The following is a 20,903-nucleotide window of genomic DNA, read 5'->3' as shown; positions in this document are numbered from 1 at the left end:
GCACCGGGGCATCGCTCCCGGCGAGGCGTCTTGGCCGGTCAGGGCCCGTTTGTCCGGGGTTTCACGGTCGTGGGGCGGGGACTCGTTGGGGGAAGCGACCCATGTGGTAGTGAAATTCTACTTCCACTTTGTGGAAACATCCAAGCAGGCCGCCGGCTCCGGCGGGGTCTTGACGGGCAACGATCGGAAGTGAAGACTTCTTCAACAGTTCGTTGAATTTCTGTTCGTGGAAGTGATCCGCGCAAGCGAGGGGAGCTGGTGTCCGACGTGGACGAGGACGTGATCGTGGGCGGGGAGGTCGCGGTGGACCTGGTACTGAGGTCGACCCGTGTCGTCACCCCGCAGGGGACGCGCGCCGCGACAGTCGCCGTGGGCGGCGGAAGGATCGCGGCCGTCGGGCCGTACGACGCCGAGGTCCCGGCCGGAGCGCGGCTGGAGGACCTCGGCGACGACGTCCTGCTCCCCGGACTCGTCGACACGCACGTCCATGTGAACGACCCCGGCCGCACCGAGTGGGAGGGCTTTTGGACCGCCACCCGCGCCGCGGCGGCCGGCGGCATCACCACCCTGCTCGACATGCCGCTCAACTCCCTCCCGCCCACCACCACGGTCGACCATCTGCGCACCAAGCAGGCCGTGGCCCGGCCCAAGGCGCACATCGACACCGGCTTCTGGGGCGGCGCGATCCCCTCCAACGTCAAGGATCTGCGCCCGCTGCACGACGCGGGCGTCTTCGGCTTCAAGTGCTTCCTCTCGCCGTCGGGCGTCGAGGAGTTCCCGGAGCTCGACCAGGAGCAGCTCGCCCGCTCCATGGCCGAGATCGCCGGGTTCGGCGGGCTGCTGATCGTCCACGCCGAGGACCCGCACCACCTGGCGTCGGCCCCCCAGCAGGCCGGCCCCAAGTACGCCGACTTCCTCGCCTCCCGGCCGCGCGACGCGGAGAACACCGCCATCGAGGGCCTGATCGCCCACGCCGAACGGCTGGCGGCGCGGGTGCACGTCCTGCATCTGTCGTCCAGCGACGCGCTGCCGCTGATCGCCGACGCGAAGCGGCGGGGCGTGGCCGTCACCGTCGAGTCCTGTCCCCATTTCCTCACGCTCACCGCGGAAGAAGTCCCGGACGGCGCCACCGAGTTCAAGTGCTGCCCGCCGATCCGGGAGGCGGCCAACCAGGACCTGCTGTGGCAGGGCCTCGCCGACGGCACCATCGACTGCATCGTCTCCGACCACTCCCCGTGCACCACCGACCTCAAGACCCCGGACTTCGCCTCCGCCTGGGGCGGTATCTCCTCGCTCCAGCTGGGCCTCCCCGCGATCTGGACCGAGGCCCGCAAGCGCGGCCACACCCTCGACGACGTCGTCCGCTGGATGTCCACGGCCCCCGCGAACCTCGCGGGCCTCGGCCGCAAGGGCGCCATCGAGGCGGGCCGTGACGCCGACTTCGCGGTCCTCGCCCCGGACGAGACCTTCACCGTCGACCCCGCCGAGCTGCATCACCGCAACCAGGTGACCGCCTACGCGGGCAAGACGCTGCACGGCGTCGTCAGATCGACGTGGCTGCGCGGCGAGCGGATCGTGGAGAACGGCAACCTGGCCGAGCCGACGGGCCGGCTGCTCGAAAGGAACAACTGAACCGTGTCTGCATCCTCCATCCCTTCCTTCACCGGTGACGCCCGCCCCTACGGCGGCGGCGACCCGTACGCGGACTACCGCACCGCCGACTTCCCGTTCACGCAGTACGCCGATCTCGCCGACCGCCGCCTCGGCGCGGGCGTCATCGCCGCCAACGACGAGTTCTTCGCCGAGCGCGAGAACCTGCTGAAGCCCGAACCCGCCGAGTTCGACCCGGAGCACTTCGGCCACAAGGGCAAGATCATGGACGGTTGGGAGACCCGCCGCCGCCGCGGTGTCTCGGCCGAGCAGCCGCACCCCACCGACGAGGACCACGACTGGGCGCTCGTACGCCTCGGCGCGCCCGGCGTCGTACGCGGCATCGTCGTCGACACCGCCCACTTCCGTGGCAACTACCCGCAGGCCGTGTCCGTCGAGGGCACCTCCGTCGCCGGATCCCCCTCGCCCGAGGAGCTGCTCTCCGGCGACGTGAAGTGGACGGTGCTCGTCCCGCGCACGGCCGTCGGCGGCCACGCCGCGAACGGCTTCGCGGTCGACACCGAGCAGCGCTTCACCCACCTCCGCGTCAACCAGCACCCCGACGGCGGCATCGCCCGCCTGCGCGTGTACGGAGAGGTCGCCCCCGACCCGCGGTGGCTCGCCGCGCTCGGCACCTTCGACCTTGTCGCGCTGGAGAACGGGGGACAGGTCGAGGACGCCTCCGACCGCTTCTACTCCCCGGCCACCAACACCGTGCAGCCCGGCCGCTCCCGCAAGATGGACGACGGCTGGGAGACCCGCCGCCGCCGCGACAAGGGCAACGACTGGATCCGCTACCAGCTCGTCGCGCAGTCCGAGATCCGCGCCGTCGAGATCGACACCGCCTACCTCAAGGGCAACAGCGCCGGGTGGGCGGCCCTGTCGGTGCGCGACGGCGAGGACGGCGAATGGCGCGAGGTGCTGCCGCGCACGCGTCTGCAGCCCGACACCAATCACCGCTTCGTGCTCGACGCCCCCGCGGTCGGCACGCATGTCCGCATCGACATCTACCCGGACGGCGGCATCTCGCGGCTGCGGCTGTTCGGCTCCCTGACCGAGCAGGGCGCGGGCCGGCTCACGGCACGCCACCAGGAACTCGGCGGCTGACGGGCCGTCGTCGAACGGGGAGGCACGACACCCTCCCTCCCGCGCGGGGCGCACCGGCCGACAGCAACGGTGCGCCCCACGCGCATGTCTCAGGCGGCGTGACCGCCGTCCACGGAGAACTCGGCGCCCGTGACGTAGGCGGCTTCGTCGCTCGCCAGATAGGCGACCATCGACGCGATCTCGTCCGGACCGGCGAAGCGGCCCAGCGCCGTGTCCGCCTTCTGCGGCTCCGCGTACGGGCCGTCCGCCGGGTTCATGTCCGTGTCGACCGGGCCGGGGTGGACGATGTTCGCCGTGATGCCGCGCGCGCCCAACTCCTTTGCCAGGGCTTTCGTCAGGCCGATGAGTGCCGACTTGCTCGTCGCGTAAAGGGTGCCGCCGGGGCCCGGCACCCGCTGCGTCATGCACGTGCCGATCGTGATGATCCGCGAGCCGCGTCCCATCCGCGCGGCGGCTGCCTGCGACGCGAGGAAGGCACCCCGTACGTTCACGCCGAGCGCCCGGTCGACATCGGCGACCGTGAAACTCTCCAGCGGCCCGAGGACGCCGACCCCCACGTTGTTGACGAGGACATCGAGCCCGCCCAGTGCGTCCACGGTGCGGGTCACCGCGTCGGCGGCCTCGGCCGGGTCGGCCGCGTCGGCACGCAGGGCCACCCCGCGCCGGCCCGCCGCCTCGATCCGCCGTACGACCTCCGCGGCCGCCTCCTTCCCCGCCACATAGGTGATCGCCACATCGGCGCCGTCGTGTGCCAGTCGCACCGCGGTCGCCGCGCCGATCCCGCGGCTGCCGCCGGTCACCAGAGCCACTTTGCCGTTCATCGGAGCCTCCGCCATCTCGTGAGTGGTTGCGTCTTCAATGACAGCGGGACGGGGAAGCGGATGCTGGCGGTGATCGGACGTGACGCTCGGCGCACCGATGAGTTCGGGGCGAAGGTGGAGTCAGAGCTGTGACATCCGATCGCAACGCGTGCACATGATGGAAGGCGCACCCCATGGCGAAGCTCAGCCTCACCCAGTTCCTGTCCCTCGACGGCGTCTACCAGGCGCCCGGCGGTCCGCAGGAGGACACCAGCGGAGGATTCGACCTCGGCGGCTGGTCCGTGCCGTACGGCGACGAGGACTTCGGGCGCTTCATGGACGAGGTCTTCCGCAGGCCCACCGCGTTCCTTCTGGGGCGCCGCACCTACGAGATCTTCGCCGGCTACTGGCCGAAGCAGACCGACCCCGCCGACCCCGTCGCCTCCAAGCTCAACGCCCTGCCGAAGTACGTGGCGTCGAGGACCCTCGACAAGGCCGACTGGAACGGCAGCACGATCATCGGCGGCGACGACCTGGTCAAGGAGGTCACCGAGCTGAAGGAGCGCACGGACGGCGAGATCCAGATGCACGGCAGCGGCGGCCTCGCCCGGACGCTGCTGGCGCACGACCTCATCGACACGCTCCACCTGATCACGTTCCCGGTGGTCCTCGGCAAGGGCATGCGCCTGTTCGACGGTGCGACGCCGACCGCGTTCAAGCTCACCGAAGCGAGGACCACCGGCACGGGCGCCGCCATCCACAGCTACGAACTCGCCGGCCGGCCCGAGTACGGCAGCTACGGCGACTGAGTTCCGTCCGGCGGATCGGTCCGCGGCACGGGGCTCGGGGCTCGCGGCTCGCGGCTCGGGAGAGAAACGTGTAGCTCACACGCGTTCTTCCCGGTACGGTGATCGCCCCCGTGTGCGAGCCGTCGAAGTCTCCACCAGCCCGTCGTCGTTGGAGACCAGGTGTCGTCGATCGCCGTACCCGCTCCCGCTGTCGCCCCACGCCGCGCATGGCTCACCGACCTGCCCGTGCTGCTCGTCGCCGTCGTGTGGGGCGCGAGCTATCTCGCCGCGAAGGGCATCACCACCGCGCACACCGTCGTCGCCGTGCTCGTCCTGCGCTTCGCGCTCGTCCTGCCGGTGCTCGTCGCCGTCGGCCACCGCAGGTTGCGCGCCCTGACCGTGGCGCAGTGGCGCGGAGCAGGGCTGCTCGGGCTCGTCCTGAGCGGGATCTTCCTGCTCGAGACGTACGGCGTCGTCCACACCTCCGCGACCAACGCCGGGCTCATCATCAGCCTCACCATGATCTTCACTCCGCTCGCCGAAGCGGCGGTGACCCGGCAGCGGCCTTCCCGGGCCTTCGTCGGCGCCGCCGCCCTCTCGGTCGCCGGAGTCGTTCTGCTGACCCAGGGCGGGGGTCTCACCACCCCCTCCCTCGGCGATCTGCTGATGCTGCTCGCCGCCTTCGCCCGTACCGCCCATATGCTGGCCATGGCACGCATGAAGGGCGTGCGCGGAGCGGACTCGCTGTCGCTGACGACCGTCCAACTGGGAGGCGCGGTCGTGGTGTTCGCCGCCCTCGCCGCCGTGCCCGGAGGCGGTGCGTCGCCCTGGGGCGTGGCCGTCGGCTTCGGCCCGCGGGAGTGGGCCGGGCTGCTGTTCCTCTCCGTGTTCTGCACGTTGTTCGCGTTCTTCGTGCAGATGTGGGCCGTCCGCCGCAGTTCGCCGTCCCGGGTCGGTCTGCTGCTCGGCACCGAGCCGCTGTGGGCGGCCGCTGCCGGCATCGCCATCGGCGGCGAACACCTCGCGGCCGCGGGCCTGGTGGGCGCGGGCCTCGTCCTCGCGGGCACCGCATGGGGGCGCCGCGCCGCCGACCGGGCCGACTGCTAGGTTCGACGGCCATGCGATCCCTCACCTACGACATGGAGTTCCGCCTCCGCGCCAAGCGAACTCAGACCTGGGGCTTCGGACTGCTGTCCGTGGCAGCCCTGTTGTGGGTGTGGTTCGCCGTGCTGCTGCTCCTGCCGTACACGCTCGAAGGCCGGTACGGGGACGGCACGGAGTGTGAAGCCCGGCTGTTCACGGAGTGGGGGACGTCCAACGAGGGCGGGGAGGGCATGACCTGCGCGTCGGAGCGCGACTGGCCCGAACTCCTCGCAGTGCTCGGCCTGTCGGTGCCCGTCGCGGTCGTCGGTACGGCCCTCTACACCAGCGGAAGCATCAGCAACCGGCTGAGCGAGCACGCCGCCGAGGTCGCCCGTCTCGACGCGGCGGCCGGCCGCGAACGCGGCTAGGCACTGTCCGGGCACCTCGCGCTAACGCTTTTCCTGCCGGTCCGCCGCCACCATCAGCACCACGCCCGTCACCGCCAGCACGATGCTCGCGTACATCTCGTAGCCGTCGAGGAAGTCCAGGCGCCGCACGATGCCCCACGGTTTGAACCAGCCGGTGAGTTCGTGCACCACGCCCGACACGCCCCAGACGAACAGCAGGAAGCCGGCGACCTCGCAGATCTTCTTCATGCCGGAAGCCTCGCGCGCCCCCGCACGCCGCCACATCGGCCGACGGCACACCGGTGCCCGCCGAAAGTCTGAGTCTGCGTGACTTCGGTAGCCGATACGGCCCAGCGGCACCGCCACGGCCCTGAGCTGCGTAGCTTTGCCGACATGACGCGTACGGAGTACCCATGGCTGCTTCCGTCGGCCATGGCCGACCCCCTCGATCCCGAACCGCAGGGCGACGGACGCCGGCCGAGGCCGCGCCGCACAGCGCGCGACTGGGTCGTCGACACCCTGTTTTTCGTACTCGCCGCGGGCATCGGGCTGGTCGCAGCGGAGACGAGCGAGCAGGCCGGCAACTCCGATGCCGTCCTCTTCGCCGACCAGGTCGTGGGTGCCGTGGCCTGCATCGCACTGTGGGCGCGCCGTCGCGCGCCGGTCGCTCTCGCCGTCGTTCTGCTGATCGTCAGCACCGTCGCCCCCGTTGCCGGCGGGGCGATGATCATCAGCCTGTTCAGCGTCGCCGTGCACCGGCCGTTCCGGCCCGTCGCCCTCGTCGGCATGCTCGCCGTGGTCAGTGTCGTCGTCCAGCCGGCCGTGCGTCCCGAGCCGGACATCTCGTTCCTGGCCTCGTTGATCACCGGCCTGGTCCTGGTGCTGCTGTTGCTCGGCTGGGGCATGCTGGTGCGCGCCCGCAGACAGCTCGTCGTGGCGCTGCGCGAACGCGCCCGCCGCGCGGAGGCCGAGGCCGCGCTGCGCGCCGAGCAGGCGCAGCGGCTCGCCCGTGAGGCCATCGCCCGCGAGATGCACGACGTGCTCGCGCATCGGCTCACGCTGTTGTCCGTGCACGCGGGCGCACTCGAGTTCCGGCCCGACGCGCCCCCGGCCGAGGTCGCCAGGGCGGCCGGTGTGATCCGCGACAGCGCCCATGAGGCGCTCCAGGACCTGCGCGAGATCATCGGCGTACTCCGGGCGCCCGGCGAGACCGAGGGCCCCGACCGTCCGCAGCCCACGCTGACGACGCTCGACGCGCTCGTCGCCGAGTCCCGGGAAGCGGGCATGAAAGTGGCGTTCGACAGCACGATCACCGATCCGGGCGCCGCGCCTGCCGCCACCGGCCGCACGGTCTACCGGATCGCCCAGGAGGGACTGACCAATGCCCGCAAGCACGCGCCGGGCACCGAGGTGACGGTCACCGTGCGCGGCGGCCCGGGCGACGGACTCACCGTGGAGGTCCTCAACCCGCCCCCGTCCGGCGAGTTCGAGAAGGTCCCCGGCTCGGGCCAGGGCCTGATCGGGCTCACGGAGCGGGCCACCCTGGCCGGCGGCCGCCTCGAGCACGGAACGACGGGCAACGGCGGCTTCTGCGTGGCGGCCTGGCTACCGTGGCCCTCATGACCATCCGACTGCTCGTCGTCGACGACGACCCCCTCGTGCGCGCCGGCCTCTCCTTCATGCTCGGCGGCGCAGGCGACATCGAGATCGTGGGCGAGGGGGCGGACGGCGCGGAAGTCGCGGCGCTCGTCGAACGCCATGCACCCGACGTCGTCCTCATGGACATCCGCATGCCGGTCGTGGACGGTCTCACCGCGACCGAGGAGCTGCGTGCGCGGACCGGGGCACCCGAAGTCGTCGTCCTGACCACCTTCCACGCCGACGAACAGGTGCTGCGCGCGCTGCGCGCCGGAGCGGCCGGATTCGTCCTGAAGGACACCCCGCCCGCGGAGATCGTGGAGGCGGTGCGCCGCGTGGCCGCGGGTGATCCCGTTCTGTCGCCGGCCGTCACCCGGCAGTTGATGGCGCGTGTCGCGGACAGCGGCCCGGACACACGGCGTTCGGCGGCCGCGCAGCGGCTGGGGACACTCGCCGAGCGGGAACGGGAGGTCGCCGTCGCCGTGGGCCGGGGCCGTTCCAACGCCGAGATCGCGTCGACCCTCTACATGAGCGTGCCGACGGTCAAGACCCACGTCTCCCGGATCCTGGCGAAACTGGGTCTCAACAACCGTGTCCAGATCGCGCTGTTGGCCCACGACGCCGGACTGCTCGATGAGGAAGCACCGCCGAAGGCCCCGTAGGCTGGGACGATGACGATCGTCGATCTGGCCGACTTCGGCAGCGACTTCACGGCCGACCCCCATCCGCACTACGCGCGGCTGCGTGAGGCCGGGCCCGTCCACCAGGTGCGCGGGGCGGACGGCGGCTGCTTCTGGCTGATCGTCGGCCACACCGAGGCACGGGCGGCGCTCGCCGATCCCCGGCTGTCCAAGTCGCCGAGCACGGTCGGTGCGATGATGCTCGACGAACAGGTCATCGGCCCGAACCTGCTGGTGCTCGATCCGCCAGACCACACCCGGCTGCGCCGGCTCGTCGCGCGGGAGTTCACCGGCCGCCGGGTCGAGGCGCTGCGGCCGAGGATCCAGCGGATCACCGACGACCTGCTGGACGAGATGCTCCGGGCGGGCCGTGGCGATCTGGTGGACGCGTTCGCGTTCCCGCTGCCGATCATCGTCATCTGCGAGCTGCTGGGCATCCCGTCCGCCGACCGCGACGCATTCCGCAAGTGGTCCAACGAGATCGTCGCGCCGACCGCTCCCGCGGCCGAGGCGGACGCGGTCCACCAGCTGTGCGCCTACCTCGACGAGCTCATCGAGGACAAACGGTGTGCGGGACCCGCGGACGACCTGCTGTCCGCCCTGCTGCAGACACGGGCCGACGACGACGATTGCCTGTCCGCCTCCGAACTGCGTGCACTCGCCTACCTCCTGCTCATCGCCGGGCACGAGACGACGGTCAACCTGATCTCCAACGGCGTGCGCGCCCTGCTCACGCACCCCGACCAACTGGCCGCGCTGCGCGCCGACTTCGGACTGCTCGACGGGGCGATCGAGGAAATGCTGCGCTACGAGGGCCCGGTCGAGAACGCGACCGTACGCTTCAGCGTCGCTCCCGTCCCCTGCGGAGACGCCGTCATCCCGCCCGGTGAGACGGTCCTCGTCGGCCTGGCGGCGGGTGACCGCGACCCGGCCCGCTACCCGGAGCCGGACCGCTTCGACATCCGCCGCGACACCCGCGGCCATCTCGCCTTCGGCCACGGCATCCACTTCTGCCTGGGCGCCCCGCTGGCCCGCATGGAGGCCCGCATCGCGATCCGCACCCTCCTGGAGCGCTGCCCCGGCCTGTCCCTCGATGCCCCCGAGTCCGGCTACGACTGGCTCCCTGGCCTCCTCATCCGCGGCGTCCGCCACCTCCCGGTGCGCTGGTAGCCCAGCGATGGCGGAGCGTGCGCGCTATGTGGTGCTGCGCAACGGTGCCTGGCAGCAGTACTACGGGCGCTGGGGCGCGCTCTCCTTCGGCCTCGACGTACTGGAGGGGCCGGACGCCTTCTGCCGGGTGGCCGAGGCGCAGGAGCCGGCCGGGCAGTCGGACTGGATGGACGACGTGCAGTGCGAGGCCGCCGCGGTCGTCGACCACGACACCCGCACACTGCTGCTGTTCACGTGGCACCTGGAGAGCTGGGACCAACGGCGGAGCATGCTCGACGCGTTGGCCGTGACCTGGCCCGGATGGCAGGTGGGATGGGCGTACGACGGGCTCGAGGACGTGGTCGCGTATGTGGGTGTGCAGCGGGAGAGCGTACGCAGCGAACTCGCCGTGAAGGGCGGTCATCTGCCGTTCTCGCCGGCCGACATGGATGAGGAGGAGTTCACGCTCGCGGTCAGCGTGACCTTCCGGAACGGTACGCACGTCCATCTCGTGGCGGGCGAGAACGTGTCGGACGTGCTGGGGCACGGTCCGGGCGTCGTGCGTCAGTTGCTGCCGGCCACGCGCGTGTCCGGGCGCGTGCCCCGGACCCCGTACGGAGGTGTCCACATCGACGTGCCGGCACGCCGGTTCGCGGCATGGACCCGCGGGAACTTCGTCGGCGGCGCGGCGCACGGCCGTCCGCCCGGCTGGCACGGCTGGGACTGGACCTGCTGGTACGACGACCTCGGCAGCCACGAGCGGGTGAGCGGCGGGGTGCTCGTCTTCCCCGAAGCCGATCCGGCCGCCGGGGCCCGTGTGTGGATCGAGCAGCTCGACGAACGCCTCGACAGCCCGCGGCGAAGCGCGCTCCGCCGCGTTCTCACCGCGCAGGAAGCATCACACGACGAAGTGGGAGGAACGCCGTGACTACCGAAGCCATCGTCGATCTCGCCGCGCTCGGGGAGGACTTCACCCGCGATCCCTATCCGGTCTACGCCGAGTTGCGTGCCCGTGGCCCCGTGCACCATGTGCGGCTGCCCGAAGGGCACAACGCCTGGCTGATCGTCGGCTACGAGCACGGGCGGGCCGCGCTCGCCGACGCCTCGTTGTCCAAGGAGTGGCGCAACGTCTCTCCCGATCTCGGCATTTCCCAGCTGTCCTCCGGGATCACCATGCTCACCGCGGACCCGCCGCTGCACAGCCGGTTGCGCAAGCTCGTGGCCCGCGAGTTCACCATGCGGCGGGTGGAACTGCTGACGCCGCGCGTGCAGCAGATCACCGACGAGCTGCTGGACCGCATGATTTCGGCCGGTTGTGGTGACCTGGTCGACGCTCTTGCCTTTCCGCTGCCGATATCCGTCATCGGCGAGCTCCTCGGCGTGCCGTTCCTCGCACAGGATTCCTTCCGCACGTGGTCCAACACCGCTCTCGCGTCGAGGGAGCGGGGCGAGAGGGAGGCCGCCGCCGCTCAGCTGACGCAGTATCTGATCCAGCTGCTCGCCGAGAAGCGCGAGCGGCCGGGCGACGACCTGATGAGCGCCCTGATCCACGCCACGGACGGTGGGGGCGACGGCGACCGGCTCACCGGCGACGAGCTGATCGGCATGGCCTGGCTGCTGCTGGTGGCCGGGCACGAGACCACCGTCAACCTGATCTCCAACGGCGTCCTCGCCCTGCTCACCCGCCCCGACCAACTGGCGGCACTGCGCGCCGACTTCGGCCTCCTCGACGGCGCCGTGGAGGAGATGCTGCGCTACGACGGTCCCGTTGAGACCCCCACGTACCGTTTCACCGTCGAGCCCTACGAGGTCGGTGGCACGGTCATCCCCGGCGGTGGGCAGCTCGTACTCGTGGCAATCGCCGACGCCGACCGGGATCCTGCCCGTTTCCCCGACCCCGACCGCTTCGACATCCGCCGCGACGCCCGCGGTCATCTGGCCTTCGGCCACGGCATCCACTACTGCCTGGGCGCCCCGCTGGCCCGCCTGGAGGCCCGTATCGCGATCCGGACGCTGCTGGAACGCTGCCCGGACCTGACGCTCGATGCGCATCCCGCCGCGCTGCCGTGGCGCGGCGGAATGCTGATCAGGGGCCCCGAGAGGCTTCCGGTGAAGTGGTGATGCTGCCGGGCGTGCCGGGCTCCTCAGTCCGCCGGGATCTCCTCCAGCCGTACCGGCCGGTGCTCCCTGCGTGAGAGCTCGCACGCCTCGGCGACCCGCAGCGCCGTCAGGGCCTCCCATCCGTCGCACGGGTTCTCCGCTTCGCCGGCCACGAGGCGGATGAACGTGTCCAGCTCCGCCTCGTACGCCGGGGCGAAGCGCTCCAGGAAGCCGGGCCACGGATTGTCCACCGGCGGCAGGCCCTTGGGCTCGGTGGAGCTGATCGGCGTACGGTCGTCCAGCCCCACGGCCACCTGGTCGAGCTCGCCGGCCAGTTCCATCCGCACGTCGTACCCGGCGCCGTTGCAGCGCGTCGCGGTCGCCGTGGCCAGCGTCCCGTCGTCCAGGGTGAGCAGTGCGGCCGCCGTGTCGACGTCGCCCGCGTCGCGGAACATCGAGGGCCCCGCGTCCGAACCGGTCGCGTACACCTCGACGATCTCGCGGCCCGTCACCCAGCGCAGGATGTCGAAGTCGTGCACGAGGCAGTCGCGGTAGAGGCCGCCCGACAGCGGCAGATAGTCCGCGGGCGGCGGCGCCGGGTCCGAGGTGATGGCGCGCACGGTGTGCAGCCGGCCCAGACGGCCGGAGCGCACCAGTTCGCGCGCCGCCGTGTACCCGGCGTCGAAGCGGCGCATGAAGCCGAGCTGCAGCTCGGTGCCCGCCTGTTCCACCGCGCGCAGGGCGCCGAGCGTGCCCGCGAGGTCCAGGGCGATCGGCTTCTCGCAGAACGCGGGGAGCCCGGCCCGCGCGGCGCGGGAGATCAGATCCGCGTGCGCGGCGGTCGCCGAGGCGATCACCACCGCGTCGACGCCCCAGGCGAAGACCTCGTTGGCGCTCGGTGCCGCGGTGGCACCGCAGCGGTCCGCGGTCCGTACGGCGCGGGCCGCGTCCGTGTCCGCCACGACCAGTGAACCCACCTCACGGTGGCGGCTCAGCACCCCCGCGTGGAAGCTGCCGATACGACCCGTCCCGATCAGTCCGATGCGCATGGCCCAAAGGTGGAGTCGACGCCGCCACCCTGTCAAGACTTTGTCCTGACAACCGAACCTCACGACTTCCCGTCAACATGGCGTGCGACTACGCTCCCCCACGTGCCCAATCAGCCCAGACACGAGACGGAACCGTCCCTGTCGCTCCCGTTGAGCGTGGACCGCACCAGTCCGGTCCCGCTCTACTTCCAGCTCGCGCAGCAGCTGGAATCGGCCATCGAGACGGGCGTGCTCACCCCGGGCAGTCTGCTCGGCAACGAAATAGAGCTCGCGGGCCGTCTCGGGCTGTCCCGCCCCACGGTCCGCCAGGCTATCCAGTCCCTGGTCGACAAGGGGCTGCTCGTGCGCAGGCGCGGCGTGGGAACCCAGGTCGTGCACAGCCAGGTCAAGCGCCCGCTGGAGCTCAGCAGCCTCTACGACGACCTGGAGGCGGCCGGCCAGCGCCCGGCGACCGTCGTGCTGGGCAATGTCGTCGAGCCCGCGAGCGCGGAGGTCGCCGCCGCACTCGGCATCGCGGAGGGCAGCGAGGTCCGGCTGATCGAGCGGCTGCGGTACGCCCACGGCGAGCCGATGGCACGGCTGCGCAACCATCTGCCCGCCGGTCTGCTGGAGTGCGAGACCGGGCGGTTGGAGACCACCGGCCTGTACCGGATGATGCGGTCCGCCGGGATCACCCTGCACAGCGCCCGCCAGTCGGTCGGCGCGCGCGCCGCCGCCGCCGACGAGGCCGAGCTGCTGGACGAGGCGGCCGGTGCGCCGCTGCTCACGATGGAACGCACCACGTTCGACGACACGGGACGGGCGGTGGAGTTCGGCTCGCACGTCTACCGGGCTTCGCGCTACGCCTTCGAGTTCCAGCTGCTGGTGCGCTCTTAGCCGTCCCGGCCGCTCGCCCCACAGGTCTCGCTTTTCACCCGCGTGACACCCACTCCGCGTAAGAATGTTCGGACAAAGTCTTGACGGGGTCGCGGGGCCGCCGTAGAAACTCACCCAGCCGCAACCGGGCGGCCGGGAGAGAAGGCGGACCCACCATGCGTACCACCCGCACGGCAGCAGCCCTGCTCGCCGCATGTGCCCTGGTCGTCGTCGCCGGATGCAGCAGTTCCGGCGGCAAGGAGGGCGACGAGCAGCCCTCCGCGGACGGCGGAGGCGGCGAGGCCGCCAAGACCCCCCGGATGAAGATCGCGATGGTCACCCACTCCGGTCAGGGCGACACCTTCTGGGACATCGTCCAGAGCGGCGCCAAGGTCGCCGCCCGCAAGGACAACGTCCAGTTCCTCTACGCGGCGAACCCGGAGGGCAAGGAGCAGGCCCAGCTGATCCAGACGTACATCGACCAGAAGGTCGACGGGATCGTGGTCACCCTTGCCAAGCCGGAGGCCGTGAGCGACGTCGTCAAGAAGGCCGTCGCCGCCGGCATCCCCGTCGTCACCGTCAACTCGGGCGCCGAGTTCTCCAAGGACCTCGGTGCCCTCGGCCATATCGGTCAGGACGAGTCGGTCGCCGGTGAGGCGGTCGGCGAGGAGCTGAACAAGCGCGGCAAGAAGAAGGCCCTCTGCGTCATCCACGAACAGGGCAACGTATCGCTCGAAGCCCGCTGCGCGGGCGTGAAGAAGACCTTCTCGGGCACCGTCGAGAACCTCAACGTCGAGGGCACCAACATGCCCGCCACCACCTCCTCCATCGAGGCGAAGCTGCAGAGCGCCGAGGACATCGACGCGGTCGTCACCCTCGGCGCCCCGTTCGCCGCCGCCTCGGTCAAGGCCAAGGGCGACGCGGGCTCCGACGCCGAGATCAACACCTTCGACCTCAACGCGGACGTGGTGAAGGCCCTCAAGGCCGGGCAGATCGGGTTCGCGGTCGACCAGCAGCCGTACCTCCAGGGCTATCTCGCCGTCGACGGACTGTGGCTCAACAAGGTCAACCGCAATGTCGTCGGCGGCGGCAAGCCGGTGCTGACCGGCCCCGCGCTCGTCACCGAGAAGGACGTCCCAGCCCTGGAGAAGCTCACCGCCGACGGCACACGATGACCCGCCGCGCGGCAGGTCCGCGGCGGGGTGCGGACCCTGCCGCGCACCCGCTGCCGACCCGGCGACCTGCCATGACCGATACTTGGGCGGCCGGGTCGGCACGACCAGGGACCCGGTCGCACGGGGAAGCACAGCGGGTACGGCAAGAAGGGCACGGCTTCGTGGCACGGGCAAGGACAGGGGTACGCGCCGTCGGCGCAGTGCTGGCAGCGGTACTCGGGGCCTCCGTCGTGGGGTGCAGCGCCACCGGCGGGAAGCGGGCCGAGGACGCCCGCAAGGCCGCCGAGGACACCCGGGGCAAGGCCGCGGTCACCACCCCGCGCTGGACGTTCGCCATGGTCACCCACTCGGGCGACGGCGACACGTTCTGGGACATCGTCCAGAAGGGCGCCAAGGAAGCCGCGGCCAAGGACAACATCAACTTCCTGTACGCGCACAACGACGAGGGCCAGCAGCAGGCCCAGCTCGTCGACTCGTACATCTCCAAGAAGGTCGACGCGCTGATCGTCACCCTTGCCAAGCCCGACGCGATGAAGGACGTCGTCGCCAAGGCGCGCAAGGCCGGCATCCCCGTGATCACGGTGAACTCCGGCTCCGAGCAGTCGAAGGCATTCGGCGCGCTCACCCACATCGGCCAGGACGAGTCCATCGCCGGTGAGGCCGTCGGTGACGAACTCGACGCGCGGGGGCGGAAGAAGGCCCTGTGCGTGCTGCACGAGCAGGGCAACGTCGGCCACGAGCAGCGCTGTGCCGGAGCGAAGAAGACCTTCGGCGGCCGGCTGCAGAATCTGTACGTCGACGGCACCAACATGCCCGACGTCCAGGCATCCATCGAGGCCAAGCTGCAGACCGACAGCTCCATCGACGCGGTCGTCACCCTCGGGGCCCCGTTCGCCGACGCCGCGGTCCAGGCGAAGAAGACCGCGGGCTCGAAGGCGGAGATCGACACCTTCGACCTCAACCCCAAGGTCGCGGCCGCCCTCCAGGACGGCACCCTCGGCTTCGCCGTCGACCAGCAGCCCTACCTCCAGGGCTACGAGGCCGTCGATCTGCTGTGGCTGTACAAGTACAACGCCGATGTCCTCGGCGGCGGCCGGCCGGTGCTGACCGGACCGCAGATCATCACCGAGAAGGACGCCGCCCAGCTCGCGGACTACACGGATCGGGGGACCCGATGAGTGCGACCGCACCACCCGCCACACCGGGGAAGGCCCCGGCAGGAACCGACGAAAGGCTGCTGCGCGCCTCTCCGCTGCGCAAGCTGATGGGCCGGCCGGAGCTCGGGTCGGTCGTCGGCGCCATCGCCGTCTTCGTCTTCTTCTCGGTCTTCGCCGACGCCTTCCTGAGGCCCTCCAGCCTCAACACCGTCCTGTACGCGGCATCGACGCTCGGCGTCATGGCCGTGCCGGTCGCGCTGCTGATGATCGGCGGCGAGTTCGACCTCTCGGCCGGTGTGATGGTGACCAGCTCGGCGCTGATCTCGTCGATGTTCAGCTACCAGATGACCGCCAACGTCTGGGTCGGCGTCGGTGTCTCGCTGCTGGTCACGCTCGCCATCGGCGCGTTCAACGGCTTGATGCTGACACGTACGAAACTGCCCAGCTTCATCATCACGCTCGGCACGTTCCTCATGCTGACCGGCCTGAACCTGGGTCTGACGAAACTGATCAGCGGCACGGTCTCGACGAAGTCCATCGCGGACATGGAGGGCTTCTCCTCCGCCAGGAACGTGTTCGCCGAGACTCCTCTGTTCGGTGACACGGTGGTGAAGTCCACGATCCTGTGGTGGATCGTGCTCGTCGCGCTCGCCACCTGGATCCTGCTGCGCACCCGCTTCGGCAACTGGATCTTCGCGGTCGGCGGCGGCGCGGACGCGGCCCGCGCGGTCGGTGTCCCGGTGAAGCGGACCAAGATCCTCCTCTACATGGGTGTCGCGTTCGCCGCATGGGTGTCCGGGCAGCACCTCCTGTTCTCGTTCGACGTGGTGCAGTCCGGCGAAGGCGTCGGCAACGAGCTCACGTACATCATCGCGGCCGTCATCGGCGGCTGTCTGATCACCGGCGGCTACGGCTCCGCGATCGGCTCCGCGGTCGGGGCCTTCATCTTCGGCATGACCAGCAAGGGCATCGTCTACGCGGAGTGGAACCCGGACTGGTTCAAGTTCTTCCTCGGAGCGATGCTCCTTCTGGCCACCCTGCTCAACGCATGGGTACGCAAGCGCGCGGAGGCGACCACATGAGTTCCCCGGCCGACACCGCCCTGGTCGAGCTCGACGACGTCAGCAAGTACTACGGCAACATCCGCGCGCTGGAAGGTGTGTCGCTGGAGGTCCACGCGGGAGAGATCACCTGCGTGCTCGGCGACAACGGCGCCGGCAAGTCCACCCTGATCAAGATCATCGCGGGTCTGCACCAGCACGACGGCGGCACGTTCTCGATCGAGGGCGAGGAGCTCACGCTCGGCTCCCCCCGCGAGGCCCTGGACCGCGGCATCGCCACGGTCTACCAGGACCTCGCCGTGGTCCCGCTGATGCCCGTGTGGCGCAACTTCTTCCTCGGCTCCGAGCCGACGAAGGGCACCGGTCCCTTCAAGCGGCTCGACGTCGACCTGATGCGCGAGACCACCCGCTCCGAGCTGCTGCGGATGGGCATCGACCTGCGCGACGTCGACCAGCCCATCGGCACCCTGTCCGGCGGCGAGCGCCAGTGCGTGGCGATCGCGCGCGCCGTGTACTTCGGCGCCAAGGTGCTGGTCCTGGACGAGCCGACCGCCGCACTCGGCGTGAAGCAGTCCGGTGTGGTCCTCAAATATGTGGCCGCGGCACGCGACGCCGGGCTCGGCGTGGTGCTGATCACCCACAACCCGCACCATGCCTATCTGGTCGGTGACCGCTTCATCCTGCTGAAGCGGGGCGTCATGTCGGCCGCCCATACGAGGGAATCGGTCACGCTCGACGAGCTCACCCGCCAGATGGCGGGCGGCAGCGAGCTCGAGGACCTGCGCCACGAACTGGAACGCGCCCCCGCGCCGACCCACCTCGGCGGCCATGACACGAAGGGCGGACCCGTCGAGGACCGGCCTTTCGGCTGAGCGCGGCGCAGGGTCCCGGCGTCCGCCCGCGGGGCATCGCCGGCCGGGCGGTGCGTCGCGGAGATGACCTAGCATCGAAGCCGGCGGGCGCCGCCCGCCCGGGTGATCCGGACCCGCCACCACGAACCCGCAGGGACGACTTGAGCACGTACCGCGACTTCACGCAGCGAGGCACCGCCCGTGCCACCGTCCTCAAGACCGTCGGCACCCGCGAGCGGCGCTCGCACCTCACCGCGCCCCGGGTCCCCACCGTCGGCATCGACATCGGCGGCACCAAGGTGATGGCCGGTGTCGTGGACGCCGACGGCGTGATCCTGGAGAAGGTTCGTACCGAGACCCCGGACAAGTCCAAGAGCCCCAAGGTCGTCGAGGACACCATCTGCGAGCTGGTGCTCGACCTCTCCGACCGCCACGACGTGCACGCGGTGGGCATCGGCGCCGCCGGCTGGGTCGACGCCGACCGGTCCAAGGTCCTGTTCGCCCCGCACTTGGCGTGGCGCAACGAACCGCTGCGCGACGCGCTCTCCGCCCGCCTCGCCGTCCCGGTCCTCGTCGACAACGACGCCAACACCGCCGCCTGGGCCGAGTGGCGCTTCGGCGCCGGACGTGGCGAGGACCACCTCGTCATGATCACCCTCGGCACCGGTATCGGCGGCGCCATCCTCGAGGACGGTCAGGTCAAACGTGGCAAGTACGGCGTCGCGGGTGAGTTCGGTCATATGCAGGTGGTGCCCGGCGGCCACCGCTGCCCCTGCGGAAATCGCGGCTGCTGGGAGCAGTACAGCTCCGGCAACGCGCTGGTGCGCGAGGCACGGGAACTCGCCGCGGCCGACTCCCCGGTCGCGTACAACATCATCGACCGGGTCGGCGGCAACGTCCGGGACATCACCGGCCCGCTGATCACCGAACTCGCCCGCGAGGGCGACGCGATGTGCGTCGAACTGCTTCAGGACATCGGTCAGTGGCTGGGCGTCGGCATCGCCAATCTCGCCGCCGCCCTCGACCCGTCCTGCTTCGTCATCGGCGGTGGCGTCAGCGCCGCCGACGATCTGCTCATCGGGCCCGCGAGGGATGCCTTCCGCCGTCACCTGACGGGCCGCGGCTACCGCCCCGAGGCGCGGATCGCCAAGGCCCAGCTCGGCCCCGAGGCCGGTATGGTCGGTGCGGCCGACCTGGCGCGCCTGGTCGCGCGCCGCTTCCGCCGGGCGAACCGTCGCCGGGTGGAGCGCCATGAACGCTACGAGCGCTATGCGCAGGCCCTGCGCAGTCCGAGCTCCGTCCGTAACACCCAGGAACCGCCGTCATGACGACCACGCTGACCCGACAGACCACGCCGCCGCCCGAGGGCCGCCGGCACATGCTGGTGCGCCGCTGGCTCACCGCGATCACCATCGTGCTGCTCGTCGGCATCCCGGCCGGCTATCTGCTGATCTCCGCGGAGCAGAGCCGCGACAGCGGCCGCGACAAGGAGGCCGAGTCCTCGGCCGACGGCCTGCGCGGCAAGTGGCCGTCGCTGATGAAGCGCCGCATCTTCGAGGTGCCGATCCCCGAGGGCTCCTGGCGGGTCGGCTACTACGAGACCAGCAACTGGAAGACCAGTCGGCTGTACGTGCAGTTCCGCACGTCCTCGGACGGGCTCGACGCCTTCCTGAAGGGCGTCGGGACCAGCCGCGGAGAGCTGAAGGACGGCAAGGTCGCCATCGCCGAACGCGACGCGGAGATCGTCGGCTGGAACTTCGGACTCGAGGGACGGGCCTGGGCGGGGACCACGCACGTGAACAAGGACCCGCGCCCCACGCAGCACATCACGGTCGACCTGACCGAGCCGACCAAGCCCTGGGTGTACGTCGTCTCCACGGCCACTCCGTAGACCGTCCACGGTTCACGCCCGGTCGCGGGCGGCAGCCACACGACCTCCACGGCGCCTTCACGGAACCCCGCTGCCGCGGGTCGGCACGGGCTCCGAGGAGGACCCCGTGACCGGAGCCGACCATTCCCCTCACTACCGTGGGTCGGGTGAGTGAGACGCAGACGCCCCCGAAGACCCTGCAGTACCGGATCGACGGTCCGGACGACGCCCCCGTGCTCATCCTCGGCCCCTCGCTGGGCACCACCTGGCACATGTGGGACCGGCAGATCACCGAGCTCTCCGTGCGGTGGCGCGTGATCCGCTTCGATCTGCCCGGTCACGGCGGCGCCCCCGCGCACCCCGCCGACTCCGTCGGCGAACTCGCCGAGCGTCTGCTCGCCACCCTCGACCAGCTCGGAGTCCAGCGCTTCGGCTATGCGGGCTGCTCCATCGGCGGCGCCATCGGTATCGAACTGGCCCTGCGCCATCCGCACCGGGTGGCCACGCTCGCGCTCGTCGCCGCCTCACCCCGGTTCGGCACCGCCGACGAGTTCCGCCAGCGCGGCGTCGTCGTGCGGACCAACGGACTCGACCCGATGGCCCGCAGCGCGCCGGAGCGCTGGTTCACGAGCGGCTTCGCCGCCGCGCAGCCGGCCATCGTCGAGTGGGCCGTCCAGATGGTCCGCACCACCGATCCCGGCTGCTACATCGCCGCGTGCGAGGCGCTCGCCGCCTTCGACGTCCGCACCGATCTGTCCCTGGTCGGCGTGCCGACCCTCGTGCTCGTCGGATCGGAGGACCAGGTCACCGGCCCCGCCGAGGCGCGCACGCTGGTGGCCGGGATACCGGACGCCCGGCTCGCGCTGGTGCCCGGCGCCTCCCACCTCGCCCCGGTCGAGCAGCCCGCCGCGGTCACCGACCTGCTCTCGCACCACTTCGCCACCGCCTGGCACGACACGCTCACGTCCGTGCCGGTGCCGATGGCCCCTCCCGTCTCCGCTCCCGTCTCACCCGTCGCCGAGATCGCCTCCGGCGCGGCCGAGCAGCCCATGGCGGAGCAGAACGGCCGGCCGGACACGTACGGCACCGGCATGAAGATCCGCCGGGAGGTGCTCGGCGACGCGCACGTGGACCGCGCGACGGCCGCAGCCGACGACTTCACCGGCGACTTCCAGGAGCTGATCACCCGCTACGCCTGGGGCGAGGTGTGGTCCCGCGAGGGCCTCGACAGACGCACCCGCAGCTGCGTCACCCTGACCGCCCTGGTCGCCGGCGGCCACCTCGATGAGCTCGCCGTCCACACGCGCGCAGCCCTGCGCAACGGGCTGACCCCGGCGGAGATCAAGGAAGTCTTCATCCACGCCGCGGTCTACTGCGGGGTGCCGGCCGTCAACTCCGCGTTCAAGGTCGCCCAGGCCGTGATCCAGGAGGAGACGACGCCCCGGGCGTAGGGCCTGTCCCCGGCCGATCGGGCCCCGGCGCG

21 protein-coding genes are annotated in these 20,903 nt (G+C 71.0%); 18 read left to right on the top strand and 3 right to left on the bottom strand.

Annotated elements, in window-relative coordinates; translation table 11 throughout:
* Positions 1 to 267 precede the first annotated feature (267 nt).
* Together allB and alc are read left to right on the top strand one after the other, a co-directional pair.
* Positions 268 to 1,632, top strand: a complete 1,365-nt coding sequence (gene allB, locus AC067Z_RS18040) for an allantoinase AllB (RefSeq protein ID WP_478790648.1) — start codon at positions 268 to 270, stop codon at positions 1,630 to 1,632.
* A 3-nt stretch (positions 1,633 to 1,635) separates the two neighbouring features.
* Positions 1,636 to 2,757 (top strand): allantoicase, encoded by a 1,122-nt coding sequence (gene alc, locus AC067Z_RS18035; RefSeq protein WP_478790504.1) that lies wholly within the window; start codon positions 1,636 to 1,638, stop codon positions 2,755 to 2,757.
* Between the two features lie 89 nt (positions 2,758 to 2,846).
* Here the strand turns inward: alc and AC067Z_RS18030 are convergent, their stop codons facing one another.
* Positions 2,847 to 3,578, bottom strand: a complete 732-nt coding sequence (locus AC067Z_RS18030; RefSeq protein ID WP_478790503.1) for an SDR family oxidoreductase — start codon at positions 3,576 to 3,578, stop codon at positions 2,847 to 2,849.
* Positions 3,579 to 3,751: 173 nt separating this feature from the next.
* Between AC067Z_RS18030 and AC067Z_RS18025 the strand changes: the two genes are divergently transcribed.
* From AC067Z_RS18025 to AC067Z_RS18015, 3 genes are all read left to right on the top strand, one after another.
* On the top strand, positions 3,752 to 4,366 hold the full coding sequence (locus tag AC067Z_RS18025) for a dihydrofolate reductase family protein (protein WP_478790502.1): 615 nt from the start codon (positions 3,752 to 3,754) through the stop codon (positions 4,364 to 4,366).
* Between the two features lie 159 nt (positions 4,367 to 4,525).
* Entirely contained in the window at positions 4,526 to 5,452 is a 927-nt protein-coding gene (locus AC067Z_RS18020) for a DMT family transporter (RefSeq protein WP_478790501.1), read from the top strand.
* Positions 5,453 to 5,463: 11 nt separating this feature from the next.
* The gene (locus tag AC067Z_RS18015; protein WP_478790500.1) at positions 5,464 to 5,856 is read left to right on the top strand and encodes a hypothetical protein; all 393 of its coding nucleotides are present in this window, start codon (positions 5,464 to 5,466) and stop codon (positions 5,854 to 5,856) included.
* Positions 5,857 to 5,877: 21 nt separating this feature from the next.
* Here AC067Z_RS18015 and AC067Z_RS18010 read toward each other — a convergent pair whose 3' ends face one another.
* Positions 5,878 to 6,084 (bottom strand): hypothetical protein, encoded by a 207-nt coding sequence (locus AC067Z_RS18010; RefSeq protein WP_478790499.1) that lies wholly within the window; start codon positions 6,082 to 6,084, stop codon positions 5,878 to 5,880.
* A gap of 144 nt (positions 6,085 to 6,228) precedes the next feature.
* Between AC067Z_RS18010 and AC067Z_RS18005 the strand changes: the two genes are divergently transcribed.
* From AC067Z_RS18005 to AC067Z_RS17985, 5 genes are read left to right on the top strand one after another with little or no spacing between them, the layout of a single operon-like run.
* A complete protein-coding gene (locus AC067Z_RS18005) occupies positions 6,229 to 7,458 on the top strand; it encodes a sensor histidine kinase (RefSeq protein ID WP_478790498.1) in 1,230 nt (409 codons plus the stop codon).
* Entirely contained in the window at positions 7,455 to 8,135 is a 681-nt protein-coding gene (locus AC067Z_RS18000; protein ID WP_478790497.1) for a response regulator transcription factor, read from the top strand. The genes AC067Z_RS18005 and AC067Z_RS18000 overlap by 4 nt, the downstream gene beginning before the upstream one ends.
* Before the next feature lie 9 nt (positions 8,136 to 8,144).
* Positions 8,145 to 9,323 (top strand): cytochrome P450 family protein, encoded by a 1,179-nt coding sequence (locus AC067Z_RS17995; RefSeq protein ID WP_478790496.1) that lies wholly within the window; start codon positions 8,145 to 8,147, stop codon positions 9,321 to 9,323.
* Between the two features lie 7 nt (positions 9,324 to 9,330).
* Positions 9,331 to 10,230, top strand: a complete 900-nt coding sequence (locus AC067Z_RS17990) for a hypothetical protein (protein WP_478790495.1) — start codon at positions 9,331 to 9,333, stop codon at positions 10,228 to 10,230.
* The gene (locus AC067Z_RS17985) at positions 10,227 to 11,423 is read left to right on the top strand and encodes a cytochrome P450 family protein (RefSeq protein WP_478790494.1); all 1,197 of its coding nucleotides are present in this window, start codon (positions 10,227 to 10,229) and stop codon (positions 11,421 to 11,423) included. Before AC067Z_RS17990 ends, AC067Z_RS17985 begins: the two co-directional genes overlap by 4 nt.
* Positions 11,424 to 11,446: 23 nt before the next feature.
* Here AC067Z_RS17985 and AC067Z_RS17980 read toward each other — a convergent pair whose 3' ends face one another.
* Entirely contained in the window at positions 11,447 to 12,451 is a 1,005-nt protein-coding gene (locus AC067Z_RS17980; RefSeq protein ID WP_478790493.1) for a Gfo/Idh/MocA family protein, read from the bottom strand.
* A gap of 156 nt (positions 12,452 to 12,607) precedes the next feature.
* Between AC067Z_RS17980 and AC067Z_RS17975 the strand changes: the two genes are divergently transcribed.
* The 8 genes from AC067Z_RS17975 to pcaDC all read left to right on the top strand — a co-directional run bounded on the left by AC067Z_RS17975 (position 12,608) and on the right by pcaDC (position 20,871).
* Positions 12,608 to 13,327 (top strand): GntR family transcriptional regulator, encoded by a 720-nt coding sequence (locus AC067Z_RS17975; protein WP_478790647.1) that lies wholly within the window; start codon positions 12,608 to 12,610, stop codon positions 13,325 to 13,327.
* 155 nt (positions 13,328 to 13,482) lie between these two features.
* On the top strand, positions 13,483 to 14,481 hold the full coding sequence (locus AC067Z_RS17970) for a sugar ABC transporter substrate-binding protein (protein WP_478790492.1): 999 nt from the start codon (positions 13,483 to 13,485) through the stop codon (positions 14,479 to 14,481).
* A gap of 161 nt (positions 14,482 to 14,642) precedes the next feature.
* On the top strand, positions 14,643 to 15,659 hold the full coding sequence (locus AC067Z_RS17965) for a sugar ABC transporter substrate-binding protein (RefSeq protein ID WP_478790491.1): 1,017 nt from the start codon (positions 14,643 to 14,645) through the stop codon (positions 15,657 to 15,659).
* Positions 15,656 to 16,720 carry an ABC transporter permease gene (locus AC067Z_RS17960; protein ID WP_478790490.1) on the top strand — a complete coding sequence of 355 codons (1,065 nt, stop codon included), beginning with the start codon at positions 15,656 to 15,658 and terminating at the stop codon, positions 16,718 to 16,720. Before AC067Z_RS17965 ends, AC067Z_RS17960 begins: the two co-directional genes overlap by 4 nt.
* Entirely contained in the window at positions 16,687 to 17,571 is an 885-nt protein-coding gene (locus tag AC067Z_RS17955; RefSeq protein ID WP_478790489.1) for an ATP-binding cassette domain-containing protein, read from the top strand. The genes AC067Z_RS17960 and AC067Z_RS17955 overlap by 34 nt, the downstream gene beginning before the upstream one ends.
* Positions 17,572 to 17,711: 140 nt before the next feature.
* Positions 17,712 to 18,878: an ROK family glucokinase gene (locus AC067Z_RS17950; RefSeq protein ID WP_478790488.1), complete on the top strand. Its 1,167-nt coding sequence runs from the start codon at positions 17,712 to 17,714 to the stop codon at positions 18,876 to 18,878.
* Entirely contained in the window at positions 18,875 to 19,441 is a 567-nt protein-coding gene (locus tag AC067Z_RS17945; protein WP_478790487.1) for a hypothetical protein, read from the top strand. The genes AC067Z_RS17950 and AC067Z_RS17945 overlap by 4 nt, the downstream gene beginning before the upstream one ends.
* Positions 19,442 to 19,578: 137 nt before the next feature.
* Entirely contained in the window at positions 19,579 to 20,871 is a 1,293-nt protein-coding gene (gene pcaDC, locus AC067Z_RS17940; protein WP_478790486.1) for a bifunctional 3-oxoadipate enol-lactonase/4-carboxymuconolactone decarboxylase PcaDC, read from the top strand.
* Positions 20,872 to 20,903 lie beyond the last annotated feature (32 nt).

The sequence above is a fragment of the Streptomyces sp. NPDC043812 genome (assembly GCF_056436245.1).
Note: the sequence above shows the minus strand (reverse complement) of the source record. Positions and strands in the feature narration are given on the sequence as shown.